This is a genomic window from Parvimonas parva, from assembly GCF_016552165.1.
GTDB classification, from domain to species: domain Bacteria; phylum Bacillota; class Clostridia; order Tissierellales; family Peptoniphilaceae; genus Parvimonas; species Parvimonas parva.
The window spans coordinates 30,126-42,254 of sequence record NZ_JACVDA010000012.1; the positions used below are offsets into that span (position 1 = coordinate 30,126).

Sequence of the window (12,129 nt, forward strand, 5' to 3'; positions counted from 1 at the left end):
TATTATAAATAATTTTTTACAAAAAAAGCACTGATTTCTCAGTGCCTTGATTTTATATTAAGTAAATTATTTTACTAACTCTAAAATTGCCATTTCAGCTGCGTCCCCTTGTCTAGGTCCTAGCTTTAATATTCTTGTATATCCACCGTTTCTTTCTTTGTAAAGTGGAGCAATTTCTTCAAATAGCTTATGAACTGTTTCAGTCTTGTAAATATAAGCTAAAGCTTGTCTTCTTGCGTGAAGATCGCCTTTTTTACCAAGAGTTATCATTTTTTCAGCTACTCTTCTAGTTTCTTTTGCTCTTGTTAACGTAGTTTCAATCTTACCATTTTCAATAAGAGATTGAACTTGATTTCTAAGCATTGCATCTCTATGGTCAGCTCTACGTCCAAGTTTTCTTAAATTAGCCAAAGTACTACCTCCTCTTTTTATTCTTCATCTAAAAATTTTAAACCTAATTCGTGCATTTTATCTATTACTTCTTCTACAGATTTTTTACCAAAGTTTTTAATCTTCTTTAGTTGTTCTATATCTTGTGAAATAATATCTTTAACTGTATCAAGGTTTGCTCTTTTCAAACAGTTAAAACTTCTAAGGGATAAATCTAATTCTTCAACACTCTTAGATAAAACACTATTAGCATCTAAATTTTTACCATCTTTTATACTTGAATTATCAAGATTAATGTCTGGTAATGCTCTAAATAGACTTAAATAATCTATAAAGATTCCAGCACCTGTTGAAAGAGCTTCTTGTGGAGTTATAGTTCCATCTGTCCAAACTTCAATTTCAAGTTTGTCAAAATCTATACTTTGTCCAACTCTAGTATTTCCTACTGTAAAGTTTACTTTCTTTACAGGAGAAAATGAAGAATCAACTGCTATTGAATTAATATCGCAATATTCTTTATTCAAATCGCTAACTCTATATCCTTTACCATTTAAAACTAAAAGATCCATTCTGATTTCTCCCTCTTCGTTAAGAGTTGTTATATAGTGGTCTTTATTAGCTATTTCAACATTTTGATTTTCAGAAATATCTCCAGCTGTTACTACTTTTGGTCCTTTTACATTTAATTCTAATACTACAGGTTCTTCATTAAATTTCCTTAATGCAATTCCCTTAATATTTATTAAAATTTCAGGAACGTCAGCGATTGAGCCTTTAATTGTTGTAAACTCATGTCCAACACCGTCAATTTTAACAGTTGCTATGGCAGAGCCAGGAAGAGAACCTAAAAGAACTCTTCTCATAGAATTACCTAGCGTAGTACCATATCCTCTATCAAGAGGCATTATAGCAAATTTACCATAGTTTTTTTCAAGATCTATATCTAAAACTTCAATACTTGTATTTAAATCTTCTGTCATAGACTTTATCCTCCTTAGTCTAATTCATATCGAAACTTTTAAATACCTTTAAAAGTCTGCAATTACACTCTTCTTCTCTTTGGTGGTCTGCAACCATTATGTGGGATTGGAGTAACATCTTTAATTAAACTAACTTCAAGTCCAGTAGCTTGTAATGATCTGATAGCAGCTTCTCTACCTGACCCAGGTCCTTTAACGTAAACTTCTACAACTTTTAGTCCATGTTCCATAGCTTTTTTTGCAGCTTCTTCAGCAGCTTGTTGTGCAGCAAATGGAGTAGATTTTCTTGAACCTCTAAAACCTAATTGTCCAGCACTTGCCCAAGAAATTACATTACCGTTCAAATCACTAAGAGTTACCATAGTGTTGTTAAATGAAGAAACGATATGAGCTTGTCCTTTTTCAATGTTTTTACGCTCTCTTCTTTTTATACGAGCTTTTTGTTTCTTAACTGCCAATTAAATCCCCTCCTTATTTACCTTTTTTAGTACCAGAAACTTTCTTTGGACCTTTTCTTGTTCTGGCATTATTTTTAGTATTTTGTCCTCTTACAGGTAATCCTCTTCTATGTCTGATTCCTCTGTAACAGTTTATTTCTCTTAATCTCTTAATATTCATAGCGATTTCTCTACGTAAATCACCTTCAACAAGATATTTATCTATTTCAGCTCTTATTAAAGCAACTTCAGCTTCAGTTAAATCTTTAACTCTTGTATCTGGATTAATTCCAGCATTTCTAAGAATATCATTTGAAGTTTTTTTACCTATACCATAGATATAAGTTAAACCAATTTCTACTCTTTTTTCTCTTGGTAAGTCGACACCTACAATTCTTGCCACTGTTACCTACACCTCCATCTTTCTTAACCTTGTTTTTGTTTGTGCTTTGGATTTTCACAAATCACCATTACTCTACCTTTTCTCTTGATGATTTTACATTTTTCGCACATTTTCTTTACTGATGGTCTTACTTTCATTTAAGTCCCTCCTATGCTACTTGTTTCGCCAAGTTATTCTTCCTTTTGTTAAGTCATAAGGTGAAAGTTCAACTAATACCTTATCTCCCGGAAGAATTCTTATATAATTCATTCTTAATTTTCCTGATATATGAGCTGTTATTTCATGACCATTTGCAAGTTTAACCTTGAATATAGTATTCGGCATAGCATCAATAACAGTTCCTTCAACTTCTATAACATCCTTTTTGGACATTTAAAGAACCTCCTATTTTTCTACATTATCTTGTATATATGATTTTAATAGTTTTCTCACATTAGAATCATTAAATGATAATGGATTCAAACTAAAATCTTTAAGCACGTCATTATAAATTTGCAAATGCTTTGACTTTTTAAGTTTAGGTTTAGAAAGAGGTCTGTTACTACCATTAGCAACCTTTACTAATGATGAACTTATTACCTCAACTACGATCATTACTTCGCCCTTGTCACGGCCCTTAAGTGATTTTACAACCTGACCTACTTTAAAATCAAAATTTAGATCCATAGTACACTCTCCCAAATGTTAGACATTTTAAGAAAGAGACTCCTTAATTTGTGAAAAGACATCCTCAATAGGTAAAGTACCATCAACAGTTAAAATCAAGCCTAAATTCGTATAAAATTCAATTAGAGGAAAAGTTTGATTTTCATAAACTTCTATACGATCCAATACAGTTTTTTCATTATCATCAGCTCTTTGAATAACTTCACCTGAGCATTTATCGCAAACACCTTCTTCTTTAGTTGGGTTTACATCTACATGATAAGGAGTTCCACAGTCTTTACAAACTCTTCTTCCAGAAAGTCTTTTTACTAAGATATTTTTGTCAACTTCAATGTTCACAACTCTATCTAATTTAAGTCCTCTTTCTTCTAAGCCTTTTTGTAAAGCTTCTGCTTGATTAATTGTTCTTGGAAAACCGTCTAGTAAAAATCCATTTTTACAGTCATCTTTTGAAAGTCTGTCCCAAACTAAGTCAATAGTAAGTTCATCTGGTACTAATTGACCGTTATCTAAGTAAGATTTAACTTTTTTTCCAAGTTCTGTTTCATTTTTTATATTATGTCTAAAAATATCTCCTGTTGAAATATGTGTTATTCCATATTCAGAAACGATACTTGACGCTTGAGTTCCCTTCCCAGCTCCTGGGGGTCCTAACAAAATTAGTCTCATATTTTATCTCCTATAAACTATTTATTTAAAAAACCTTTATAGTGTCTCATTAACATCATAGATTCTATTTGTTTCATTGTTTCAATTACAACACCAACTATGATTATAACTGATGTTCCACCAAAGTTTATTCTCATTCCACTTAAACGTGAAAGGACTATTGGTGCTGAAGCAACTAAAGCTAATATAATAGAACCTGAGAAAGTAATTCTATTTGATATTTTTTGTAAATATTCTCCAGTAGGCTTTCCTGGTCTAATTCCTGGAATAAACCCACCATATTGTTGTAAATTTTTTGCATATTCAACAGTGTTGAATTGAATTGATGAATAAAAGAATGCAAATAATATAATCAATATAAAGTTTAATATTGAATATACATATACACCAACTGAACCTTCAACTGTTAAATAAGAGCTAATCCAACTTGGAGTTCCACCAGCAAATAATAATGAAAGAGTTTGTGGCATAGCTAATAAAGATGATGCAAAGATTACAGGCATTACACCACTCATATTAACCTTAACAGGAATGTGAGTAGCTTGTCCACCATACATTTTTCTTCCTACAACTTTTTTAGCATATTGTACTGTTATTTTTCTTTCACCTTCGTTGATAAGCACAACGATTACAACTATTGCAATAGCTGCTAGTACAACACCTATTATTGTCAAAATTCCAACTGTTCCAGTCATAATTCCGTAAGCAAATGTTCCGATTTGTGTTGGTAGGTTTGAAACTATACCAAGGAAGATGATGATTGAAATACCATTACCAATTCCTTTTTCAGTAATTATTTCTCCCAACCAAACTAAGAACATTGAGCCTGCTAGTAAAGATGTAATAATTAATCCTGATTGAATATATCCTTTTGCAACTATCGCTTTAGCAAATAATCCATTTGCTATTGCCATTGCTTCGAATATTCCAAGAATTACTGCACCTATTTTTGTATATTTTGCAACTTTTTTTCTGCCCATTTCTCCATCTCTTGCAATTTCTCCAAGTCTTGGGAATGCAATTGTAAGAAGTTGGACAACTATTGATGCTGTGATATAAGGATAGATACTAAGAGCAAAAACACTCATTTGCTTTAAACTACCCCCAGCAAGTAAGTCTAGTAAATTTACTAAACCACCTGAGTTACCGTTCATAAGTTGGTTAACAACATTCTTATCCATAAATGGAATAGGAATGATGTTACCAAGTCTATAAACAACAATCATCAATAATGTGAAAATCATTTTACTTCTGATTTCTTTTATTCTCCATGCATTAGATAGAGTTTTGAACATATTAGATCACCTCTACCTTTCCTCCAATGCTTTCTATCTTTTCGATAGCGCTTTTAGTAAACTTGCTACAAGAAACTGTTAATTTTTTAGTTAATTCTCCATTTCCTAAAATTTTAACTCCATCTTTTGCTTTAGCTCTTTTAGCTAAATTAACTTCAAATATTAATTCTTCAGTAACTTCTGTACCGTCTTCAAAAATATTTAATTGTTCTACATTTACTTCTGCGTATGCTTTAGCGAAAATGTTAGTAAAACCTCTCTTTGGAAGTCTTCTAAATAGTGGCATTTGTCCACCTTCGAATCCAGGTCTTACTCCACCGCCAGATCTTGAGTTTTGACCGTCACGTCCTTTACCACCGTACTTACCAAGTCCAGAACCGTAACCTCTACCAAGTCTCTTTCTTGCTTTTGAGCCTCCACCTTCAGCAGGTCTTAAATCATGTAACTTCACGCTTTATACCTCCTTAAATTTCTTCAACTTCAAGCATAAAACTAATTTGATTGATCATACCTCTAATTGATGGAGTGTCTTCTTTAACAACTGTTTGACCAACTTTTTTTAAACCTAAAGCTTCAACATTTTTAATATGTTTTTCTATTCTACCAATTTTACTCTTTTTAAGTGTTATTTTGAGCTTTGCCATTTTAAAAGCCCCCCTTAACCTAATATTTCTTCTACGGATTTTCCTCTTAATCTAGCAATATCTTCTGCTCTCTTAAGATTCTTTAATCCTTCCATAGTTGCGTTAACTATATTCCTAGCGTTAGTAGTTCCTAAAGATTTACTTCTTACATCTTTAATTCCAGCAAGTTCGCAAACCGCACGAACAGGACCACCAGCGATAACTCCAGTACCAGCTCCGGCAGGTTTTAATAAAACTCTACCTGCTCCGAAAACTCCAACAACTTCATGAGGAATTGTAGTATTTACAAGAGGTACTCTAATTACGTGTTTCTTAGCATCTTGAACGCCTTTTCTAATAGCTTCAGGAACTTCAAGTGCTTTACCAATACCAACACCAACGTGTCCGTTTCCATCACCAACAACAACAAGAGCGCTAAATCTAAAGTTTCTACCACCTTTTACTACTTTAGTAACACGGTTGATGGCAACTACTCTTTCTTCTAATTCTAATTTTTCTACTTCTTTAATTAAAAGTTCCATTAATTACCCTCCTGATACTAAAATTTAAGTCCAGCTTCTCTGGCTCCATCAGCTAATTCTTTAACTTTTCCATGGTATAAGTAACCACTTCTATCAAAAACTACTTCTGTAATGCCTTTTTCAATTGCTTTTTTACCAATTGCAAGACCAACAGCTTTAGCAGCTTCTTTGTTTGATTTTGATTCTAATGAAGCAAATTCTTTATCTAAAGTTGAAGCTGAAACCAAAGTTACACCTTTAGTATCGTCTATAATTTGAGCATATATATTAGTATTACTTCTATATAAATTTAATCTTGGTTTTTCAGGAGTTCCAGAAACTTTTTTTCTTACTCTAGCATGTCTTGCTTTTCTATTTTCATTTTTGTTAATTTGCTTTAACATTAAATTTCACTCCTTCCTATTTACCAGTCTTACCAACTTTACGTCTGATGTATTCTCCTTCATATCTAACACCTTTTCCTTTATATGGTTCAGGTCTTCTATGAGAACGAATATTCGCTGCAAAGTTTCCAAGTTTTTGTTTATCAATACCATTGATTACTATCTTATTTGGTTCAGGAACTTCAACAGTAATTCCTTCTGGATCTAAAACTTCAATTGGATGAGAATATCCTAAGTTTAAAGTTAATTTATTTCCAGCTTTAGCTGCTCTATATCCAGTTCCTTCTATAATCAAAGTTTTAGTAAATCCCTTTGAAACACCTTCAATCATGTTAGCAAGTAAAGTTCTTGTTAATCCATGAAGTGATTTATGTCTTTTTATTTCAGAAGGACGTTCTACATTTATTGTATCGCCTTCCATTTTAATGTTCATTTCTCTGCTTAATTGTTGAGTTAATACTCCCTTAGGTCCTTTTACTTCAACAAAGTTTTCTTCTCCCAAGATTACCTCAACTCCAGCAGGAACAACAATTGGTTTTAATCCAATTCTTGACATTGGTTTACCTCCTTAGTTTTAATCCTTAAGTCTGTTACCAAACGTAACAAAGAACCTCTCCACCAATACCTTCTTTTCTAGCAACTTTATCAGTTACAACTCCTTTTGATGTTGAGATAATTGCGATTCCAAGTCCTCCTAAAACTTTTGGAATTTCGTGGCTTCTAGCGTAAACTCTTAAACCAGGTTTTGAAATTCTCTTAAGTCCTGAGATAACTTTTTCGTTATTTTTTCCATATTTTAAGTCAACTGTGATGATACCTTGTTTGTCATCTTCAGTTACGTTATATCCTTCAATAAAACCTTCATCTAATAAAATTTGTACAAGATTCTTTTTCATTTTAGATGCAGGTATTTCAACAGATGAATGTCTTGCATTATTTCCGTTTCTAATTCTTGTAAGCATATCTGCTATAGGATCAGTCATCATATAAGCTTCCTCCTTTATCTAAATATTACCAACTAGCCTTTTTAACGCCAGGAATTTCTCCCTTGTAAGCTAATTCACGGAATACAATACGGCTGATTCCATATTTTCCAATATATCCATGAGGACGTCCAGTGATTTTACAACGGTTGTGTAAACGAGTTGGTGATGCATTTCTTGGTAATTTGCTTAAACCAACATAGTCCCCTTTGGCTTTTAATTCTGCACGTTTTGCAGCATATTTTTCAACTAACTTTTGACGTTTTAATTCACGTTGTACCATTGATTTTTTAGCCATTAAATTTCCCTCCTACTACTTTTTAAAAGGCATTCCTAATAGCTCTAAAAGTGCTTTAGACTCTTCGTCAGTCTTAGCAGTAGTAACTATTATAATATCCATTCCTCTTATTTGATCAATCATATCATATACGATTTCTGGGAATATTAATTGTTCTTTTATACCTAATGCATAATTTCCTCTACCATCGAAACTTGAAGCGCTAACACCTCTAAAGTCTCTTACACGTGGAAGAGCTATATTAACTAATCTATCTAGGAAATCATACATTTTTTCTCCTCTAAGAGTTACCTTAGTACCAATTTTCATACCTTCTCTTAATTTGAAGTTAGCAATTGATTTTTTAGCAGTAGTTATTACAGGTTTTTGACCTGAAATAATTTCCAAATCTCTTAAAGCGCTTTCTAAAGCTTTTGGATTATCTTTAGCTGAACCTAAACCGATGTTGATAACAATCTTATCTAGTTTAGGAACCTCCATAATATTTCTATATTTAAAACGTTCCATTAAAGCAGAAACTATTTCTTCTTTATATTTAACTTGCATTCTGGAAGTCACCGAGATTGCCTCCTTTCAACTATTTATCTATTTTTGAACCACTTTTTTTACTGATTCTAACTTTTTTATCTCCTTCAAGAGTGTAACCAATTTTAGAAGGCTTATTTACCTTTGTATCAAAGTACATTACGTTAGAAGCATCAATACTTCCTTCAACTTTGATTAAACCAGCTTCATCTTTAGGGCTTTTAGCTTTTTTGTGTTTAGTTTGAACGTTTACTCCTTCAACTATTACTCTATTTTCTTTAGCTAAAGTTTTAACTACTTTACCAGTCTTACCTTTATCTTTTCCTGCAATTACAATAACAGTATCTCCAGATTTAATTTTCATTCTAACACCTCCTATTATAATACTTCAGGTGCAAGAGATATAATCTTCATAAAGTTACCAGCTCTTAGCTCTCTTGTAACTGAACCGAAAATTCTTGTACCAACTGGGTTTTTATCATCTTTTATAATTACTGCTGCATTATCATCGAATCTAATGTAGCTTCCATCATTTCTTTTTATACTATTTGTTGTTCTAACGATTACCGCCTTTACAACGTCGCTTTTCTTAACAACTCCACCTGGTGCAGCACTTTTAACAGCACATACTACTATATCGCCAACTTTTGCATATTTCTTATTAGTACCACCTAGTACTCTAATAACAAGAAGTTCTTTAGCGCCAGAGTTGTCAGCAACTTTTAAACGACTTTCTGTTTGAATCATACGATACTCCTTTCCAGATGAAAATTATTTTACTCTTTCAAGTATCTCAACAAGTCTCCATCTCTTTTCTCTTGAAAGAGGTCTTGTTTCCATAATTTTAACTCTATCACCAATTAAACATTCATTATTTTCATCATGTGCTTTAAATTTTGTAGTTTTTTTCATTTGTTTTTTATAAAGTGGGTGAGAAACGAAAGTTGCAACTTCTACAACTATTGTCTTATCCATCTTATTAGAAACTACATTTCCTATTATGACTTTTCTACTATTTCTTTCCATATAGTATTAAGCCTCCTTTCCAGCATTAAGCTCACGTTCTCTGATAATAGTTTTAACACGAGCTATATCTTTTCTAATGCCACCAATTCTCATAGGATTTTCTAACTGTCCAGTGGCTAATTGAAAACGTAGATTAAATAATTCTACTTTTAAATCTTTTAATTTTGCTTGTAAATCACTATCGTTCATTTGGCGAATTTCTTTAATTTTCATTAGCTTCACCTTCCTTCATCTCACGAGTTATAAATTTAGTCTTTACAGGTAATTTATGAGCAGCAAGTCTCATAGCTTCTCTAGCTACATCAACAGGAACTCCACTCATTTCGAATAACACTCTACCTGGTTTAACAACTGCTACCCAATATTCAGGAGCCCCTTTACCAGAACCCATTCTTACTTCAGCAGGTTTTTTAGTAACAGGCTTATCAGGGAACACTTTAATCCAAATTTTACCGCCTCTTTTTATATATCTTGTCATCGCACGTCTTGCAGATTCGATTTGGTTTGCAGTCATCCAGCAAGGTTCTAATGCTTGAATTGCATAATCTCCGTAAGAAATTGTATTTCCTCTTAGAGCTTTACCAGTCATTCTGCCTCTATGAACTCTACGATATTTTACTCTCTTAGGCATTAACATAGACTCTTTCCTCCTTCCGGCAACTAAGCTTCTTTCTTAGCGCCAGTTTTATTAAATCTTTTCTTATTGTCTTTCTTGTTTCTTCTGTCTTTTTTAGCTGGTCTTTCTTCAATAACAGCAGCTTTCATTCCTGGAAGAACTTCTCCTTTGTATAACCAAACTTTTACACCTAATTTTCCATAAGTTGTATCAGCTTCAGCGAATCCATATTCAATGTCAGCTCTTAAAGTTTGTAGAGGAATTGTTCCTTCAGAATATCCTTCAGTTCTAGCCATATCAGCTCCACCAAGTCTTCCTGAAACAGCAGTTTTAATACCTTTTGCTCCAGATTTTAATGATCTTTGCATAGCTTGTTTCATAGCACGTCTAAAAGATACACGTCTTTCTAATTGTCCTGCAATGTTTTCAGCAACTAATTGAGCACTTAAGTCAGGTCTTTTAACTTCTTCAACATTAACAATTACTTTTTTACCAGTTAATTTTTCAATCTTAACTCTTAATTCTTCAACGCCAGCTCCTGATTTTCCGATTACCATTCCTGGTTTAGCAGTGAAAATTGTAACCTTTACTCTATTTGCTGATCTTTCTATTTCAACTTTAGGTACTCCTGAAAGAGCTACCTCTTTTTTAACAAGTTTACGAATATTGTGGTCTTCTACTAATAAATTACCGAATTCTTTTTTGTCGGCAAACCATCTTGAGTCCCAATCTTTGATTATTCCAACTCTTAACCCATGAGGATTAACTTTTTGACCCATTTTTTATCCTCCTTACACTATTTTTCTGCTACTGTTACACCAATATGACTTGATCTTTTCAAAATTGGGTAAGCTGAACCTTTAGCCTTTGGTCTCCATCTTTTCATAACTGGAGCATCATTTGCATAAGCTTCTAATACATAAAGGTCTTTTCTATCTAAATTATGATTGTTTTCCGCATTAGCGACAGCTGATTTTAATACCTTTTCTAATAATCTAGCACCCGCTTTTGGAGTGAATCTTAGAATAGATAAAGCTTCATCTACATGCTTTCCTCTTATTTCTCTACAAATAAAGTTTACTTTAAGAGGTGAAATTCTTTGATATTTTGCAATTGCTTTAGCTTGCATGTTATTCCCTCCTTATCTATTATCTTACTTTACTATTTTTTTCGTTCTTTCCAACATGTCCCTTGTAAGTTCTAGTTAAAACGAACTCTCCAAGTTTATGTCCTACCATATCATCAGTAATATAAATTGGTAAGTGCTTTCTTCCATCATGAACAGCTATTGTGTGTCCAACGAATTGTGGAAAAATTGTACTTCTTCTTGACCAAGTTTTTACAACTTTCTTTTCATCTGCACTGTTTAATGCATCTATTTTCTTTAAAAGATGATCATCACAAAATGGTCCTTTTTTAAGAGATCTACCCATTTGTTCTCCTCCTTAATTAGTTTTTAGTTCTTCTTCTTACTATGAACTTATTAGACTTTTTGTTTTTCTTTCTAGTCTTAAGTCCTAAAGCTGGTTTACCCCAAGGAGTTGAAGGTGCTGGACGTCCAACAGGAGTTCTACCTTCCCCACCACCGTGAGGGTGATCTACTGGGTTCATTGCAGATCCTCTAACGTGAGGTCTTTTGCCCATATGTCTTGATCTTCCTGCTTTACCTACTGTTACAAGTTCGTGACTTAAGTTACCAACTTGTCCAACAGTTGCTCTACATTCTAAATGAATTAATCTAAATTCACCTGAAGGTAATCTTAATTGTGCAAATCTTCCTTCTTTACCCATTAATTGAGCTTCAGAACCTGCACTTCTTACTAATTGTCCACCTTTTCCAGGTTTTAATTCAATATTATGAACATTTGTACCTACTGGAATGTCTTTTAATTTTAAAGCATTACCGATTACGATATCTGCATTTTCTCCAGATTCTATCATAGCTCCAACTTTTAATCCTTCTGGAGCTAAGATATATCTTTTTTCTCCGTCTAGATAATGAATTAATGCTATGTTAGCTGTTCTGTTTGGATCGTATTCGATAGATGCAACCTTTCCAGGTACTCCATCTTTATTTCTTTTAAAATCTATTATTCTATATTTTCTCTTAGCACCGCCACCTCTATGTCTAACGGTAACTCTACCTAATGAATTTCTTCCGCCTGATTTTGATAAAGAAACTACTAAAGACTTTTCAGGTTGAGTCTTAGTTATCTCATCAAAAGTTAAAACGCTCATTCCACGTACACCAGCAGAAGTTGGTTTATACTTTCTAATAGCCATTAATATTACC

26 protein-coding genes are annotated in these 12,129 nt (G+C 32.9%); all 26 read right to left on the reverse strand.

From position 1 onward, the window contains the following. Positions 1–66 precede the first annotated feature (66 nt). Positions 67–411, reverse strand: coding sequence for a 50S ribosomal protein L17 (gene rplQ, locus IBJ83_RS05060; RefSeq protein WP_009372580.1), 345 nt, complete (start codon positions 409–411; stop codon positions 67–69). A gap of 17 nt (positions 412–428) precedes the next feature. Beyond that, complete coding sequence (locus IBJ83_RS05065; RefSeq protein ID WP_201275634.1) at positions 429–1,370, reverse strand: DNA-directed RNA polymerase subunit alpha; 942 nt, start codon at positions 1,368–1,370, stop codon at positions 429–431. Between the two features lie 62 nt (positions 1,371–1,432). Then, positions 1,433–1,828, reverse strand: coding sequence for a 30S ribosomal protein S11 (rpsK, locus tag IBJ83_RS05070; RefSeq protein ID WP_068473700.1), 396 nt, complete (start codon positions 1,826–1,828; stop codon positions 1,433–1,435). Between the two features lie 13 nt (positions 1,829–1,841). Next, the gene (gene rpsM, locus IBJ83_RS05075) at positions 1,842–2,210 is read right to left on the reverse strand and encodes a 30S ribosomal protein S13 (RefSeq protein WP_068473703.1); all 369 of its coding nucleotides are present in this window, start codon (positions 2,208–2,210) and stop codon (positions 1,842–1,844) included. Positions 2,211–2,233: 23 nt separating this feature from the next. After that, the gene (rpmJ, locus tag IBJ83_RS05080) at positions 2,234–2,347 is read right to left on the reverse strand and encodes a 50S ribosomal protein L36 (protein WP_011026314.1); all 114 of its coding nucleotides are present in this window, start codon (positions 2,345–2,347) and stop codon (positions 2,234–2,236) included. Positions 2,348–2,363: 16 nt separating this feature from the next. Beyond that, positions 2,364–2,582 carry a translation initiation factor IF-1 gene (gene infA, locus IBJ83_RS05085; RefSeq protein WP_004833593.1) on the reverse strand — a complete coding sequence of 73 codons (219 nt, stop codon included), beginning with the start codon at positions 2,580–2,582 and terminating at the stop codon, positions 2,364–2,366. A gap of 12 nt (positions 2,583–2,594) precedes the next feature. Then, positions 2,595–2,876 (reverse strand): KOW domain-containing RNA-binding protein, encoded by a 282-nt coding sequence (locus tag IBJ83_RS05090; RefSeq protein ID WP_068473705.1) that lies wholly within the window; start codon positions 2,874–2,876, stop codon positions 2,595–2,597. A gap of 27 nt (positions 2,877–2,903) precedes the next feature. Next, complete coding sequence (locus IBJ83_RS05095) at positions 2,904–3,545, reverse strand: adenylate kinase (protein ID WP_201275635.1); 642 nt, start codon at positions 3,543–3,545, stop codon at positions 2,904–2,906. Positions 3,546–3,562: 17 nt separating this feature from the next. After that, on the reverse strand, positions 3,563–4,840 hold the full coding sequence (gene secY, locus IBJ83_RS05100) for a preprotein translocase subunit SecY (RefSeq protein ID WP_201275636.1): 1,278 nt from the start codon (positions 4,838–4,840) through the stop codon (positions 3,563–3,565). 1 nt (position 4,841) lies between these two features. After that, positions 4,842–5,291 carry a 50S ribosomal protein L15 gene (rplO, locus tag IBJ83_RS05105; RefSeq protein ID WP_068473713.1) on the reverse strand — a complete coding sequence of 150 codons (450 nt, stop codon included), beginning with the start codon at positions 5,289–5,291 and terminating at the stop codon, positions 4,842–4,844. Positions 5,292–5,304: 13 nt separating this feature from the next. Beyond that, on the reverse strand, positions 5,305–5,484 hold the full coding sequence (gene rpmD / locus IBJ83_RS05110; RefSeq protein WP_068473718.1) for a 50S ribosomal protein L30: 180 nt from the start codon (positions 5,482–5,484) through the stop codon (positions 5,305–5,307). Between the two features lie 14 nt (positions 5,485–5,498). Beyond that, a complete protein-coding gene (rpsE, locus tag IBJ83_RS05115; protein WP_068473721.1) occupies positions 5,499–6,005 on the reverse strand; it encodes a 30S ribosomal protein S5 in 507 nt (168 codons plus the stop codon). Positions 6,006–6,022: 17 nt separating this feature from the next. Further along, complete coding sequence (gene rplR, locus IBJ83_RS05120) at positions 6,023–6,388, reverse strand: 50S ribosomal protein L18 (protein ID WP_068473725.1); 366 nt, start codon at positions 6,386–6,388, stop codon at positions 6,023–6,025. 16 nt (positions 6,389–6,404) lie between these two features. Continuing rightward, entirely contained in the window at positions 6,405–6,944 is a 540-nt protein-coding gene (rplF, locus tag IBJ83_RS05125) for a 50S ribosomal protein L6 (RefSeq protein WP_068473728.1), read from the reverse strand. A 34-nt stretch (positions 6,945–6,978) separates the two neighbouring features. Then, the gene (gene rpsH, locus IBJ83_RS05130) at positions 6,979–7,374 is read right to left on the reverse strand and encodes a 30S ribosomal protein S8 (protein ID WP_068473732.1); all 396 of its coding nucleotides are present in this window, start codon (positions 7,372–7,374) and stop codon (positions 6,979–6,981) included. Positions 7,375–7,399: 25 nt separating this feature from the next. Beyond that, positions 7,400–7,669, reverse strand: coding sequence for a 30S ribosomal protein S14 (gene rpsN / locus IBJ83_RS05135; RefSeq protein WP_004833609.1), 270 nt, complete (start codon positions 7,667–7,669; stop codon positions 7,400–7,402). Between the two features lie 15 nt (positions 7,670–7,684). Further along, entirely contained in the window at positions 7,685–8,227 is a 543-nt protein-coding gene (gene rplE / locus IBJ83_RS05140; protein WP_082713912.1) for a 50S ribosomal protein L5, read from the reverse strand. A gap of 19 nt (positions 8,228–8,246) precedes the next feature. Next, the gene (gene rplX / locus IBJ83_RS05145) at positions 8,247–8,558 is read right to left on the reverse strand and encodes a 50S ribosomal protein L24 (RefSeq protein ID WP_068473735.1); all 312 of its coding nucleotides are present in this window, start codon (positions 8,556–8,558) and stop codon (positions 8,247–8,249) included. Positions 8,559–8,572: 14 nt separating this feature from the next. Continuing rightward, the gene (gene rplN / locus IBJ83_RS05150; protein ID WP_068473741.1) at positions 8,573–8,941 is read right to left on the reverse strand and encodes a 50S ribosomal protein L14; all 369 of its coding nucleotides are present in this window, start codon (positions 8,939–8,941) and stop codon (positions 8,573–8,575) included. A 24-nt stretch (positions 8,942–8,965) separates the two neighbouring features. Further along, a complete protein-coding gene (rpsQ, locus tag IBJ83_RS05155; protein ID WP_004833613.1) occupies positions 8,966–9,220 on the reverse strand; it encodes a 30S ribosomal protein S17 in 255 nt (84 codons plus the stop codon). A gap of 6 nt (positions 9,221–9,226) precedes the next feature. Next, a complete protein-coding gene (gene rpmC, locus IBJ83_RS05160) occupies positions 9,227–9,433 on the reverse strand; it encodes a 50S ribosomal protein L29 (RefSeq protein ID WP_009448199.1) in 207 nt (68 codons plus the stop codon). Next, a complete protein-coding gene (gene rplP, locus IBJ83_RS05165; RefSeq protein WP_004833615.1) occupies positions 9,423–9,857 on the reverse strand; it encodes a 50S ribosomal protein L16 in 435 nt (144 codons plus the stop codon). The genes rpmC and rplP overlap by 11 nt, the downstream gene beginning before the upstream one ends. A 23-nt stretch (positions 9,858–9,880) precedes the next feature. Further along, positions 9,881–10,615 (reverse strand): 30S ribosomal protein S3, encoded by a 735-nt coding sequence (rpsC, locus tag IBJ83_RS05170; protein ID WP_068473744.1) that lies wholly within the window; start codon positions 10,613–10,615, stop codon positions 9,881–9,883. A gap of 17 nt (positions 10,616–10,632) precedes the next feature. Further along, entirely contained in the window at positions 10,633–10,965 is a 333-nt protein-coding gene (gene rplV, locus IBJ83_RS05175; protein ID WP_068473746.1) for a 50S ribosomal protein L22, read from the reverse strand. Between the two features lie 19 nt (positions 10,966–10,984). Continuing rightward, entirely contained in the window at positions 10,985–11,269 is a 285-nt protein-coding gene (rpsS, locus tag IBJ83_RS05180) for a 30S ribosomal protein S19 (RefSeq protein WP_009372520.1), read from the reverse strand. Positions 11,270–11,285: 16 nt separating this feature from the next. Next, on the reverse strand, positions 11,286–12,119 hold the full coding sequence (rplB, locus tag IBJ83_RS05185) for a 50S ribosomal protein L2 (RefSeq protein WP_068473749.1): 834 nt from the start codon (positions 12,117–12,119) through the stop codon (positions 11,286–11,288). Between the last annotated feature and the right edge of the window lie 10 nt (positions 12,120–12,129).

Coding starts and splice junctions, on each gene's coding strand:
- IBJ83_RS05065 (WP_201275634.1), bottom strand. CDS start 1,370: ATGACAGAAGATTTAAATACAAGTATTGAAGTTTTAGATATAGATCTT.
- rpmJ (WP_011026314.1), bottom strand. CDS start 2,347: ATGAAAGTAAGACCATCAGTAAAGAAAATGTGCGAAAAATGTAAAATC.
- infA (WP_004833593.1), bottom strand. CDS start 2,582: ATGTCCAAAAAGGATGTTATAGAAGTTGAAGGAACTGTTATTGATGCT.
- IBJ83_RS05090 (WP_068473705.1), bottom strand. CDS start 2,876: ATGGATCTAAATTTTGATTTTAAAGTAGGTCAGGTTGTAAAATCACTT.
- IBJ83_RS05095 (WP_201275635.1), bottom strand. CDS start 3,545: ATGAGACTAATTTTGTTAGGACCCCCAGGAGCTGGGAAGGGAACTCAA.
- secY (WP_201275636.1), bottom strand. CDS start 4,840: ATGTTCAAAACTCTATCTAATGCATGGAGAATAAAAGAAATCAGAAGT.
- rpmD (WP_068473718.1), bottom strand. CDS start 5,484: ATGGCAAAGCTCAAAATAACACTTAAAAAGAGTAAAATTGGTAGAATA.
- rpsE (WP_068473721.1), bottom strand. CDS start 6,005: ATGGAACTTTTAATTAAAGAAGTAGAAAAATTAGAATTAGAAGAAAGA.
- rplR (WP_068473725.1), bottom strand. CDS start 6,388: ATGTTAAAGCAAATTAACAAAAATGAAAATAGAAAAGCAAGACATGCT.
- rplF (WP_068473728.1), bottom strand. CDS start 6,944: ATGTCAAGAATTGGATTAAAACCAATTGTTGTTCCTGCTGGAGTTGAG.
- rpsH (WP_068473732.1), bottom strand. CDS start 7,374: ATGATGACTGATCCTATAGCAGATATGCTTACAAGAATTAGAAACGGA.
- rpsN (WP_004833609.1), bottom strand. CDS start 7,669: ATGGCTAAAAAATCAATGGTACAACGTGAATTAAAACGTCAAAAGTTA.
- rplX (WP_068473735.1), bottom strand. CDS start 8,558: ATGAAAATTAAATCTGGAGATACTGTTATTGTAATTGCAGGAAAAGAT.
- rplN (WP_068473741.1), bottom strand. CDS start 8,941: ATGATTCAAACAGAAAGTCGTTTAAAAGTTGCTGACAACTCTGGCGCT.
- rpsQ (WP_004833613.1), bottom strand. CDS start 9,220: ATGGAAAGAAATAGTAGAAAAGTCATAATAGGAAATGTAGTTTCTAAT.
- rpmC (WP_009448199.1), bottom strand. CDS start 9,433: ATGAAAATTAAAGAAATTCGCCAAATGAACGATAGTGATTTACAAGCA.
- rplP (WP_004833615.1), bottom strand. CDS start 9,857: ATGTTAATGCCTAAGAGAGTAAAATATCGTAGAGTTCATAGAGGCAGA.
- rpsC (WP_068473744.1), bottom strand. CDS start 10,615: ATGGGTCAAAAAGTTAATCCTCATGGGTTAAGAGTTGGAATAATCAAA.
- rplV (WP_068473746.1), bottom strand. CDS start 10,965: ATGCAAGCTAAAGCAATTGCAAAATATCAAAGAATTTCACCTCTTAAA.
- rpsS (WP_009372520.1), bottom strand. CDS start 11,269: ATGGGTAGATCTCTTAAAAAAGGACCATTTTGTGATGATCATCTTTTA.
- rplB (WP_068473749.1), bottom strand. CDS start 12,119: ATGGCTATTAGAAAGTATAAACCAACTTCTGCTGGTGTACGTGGAATG.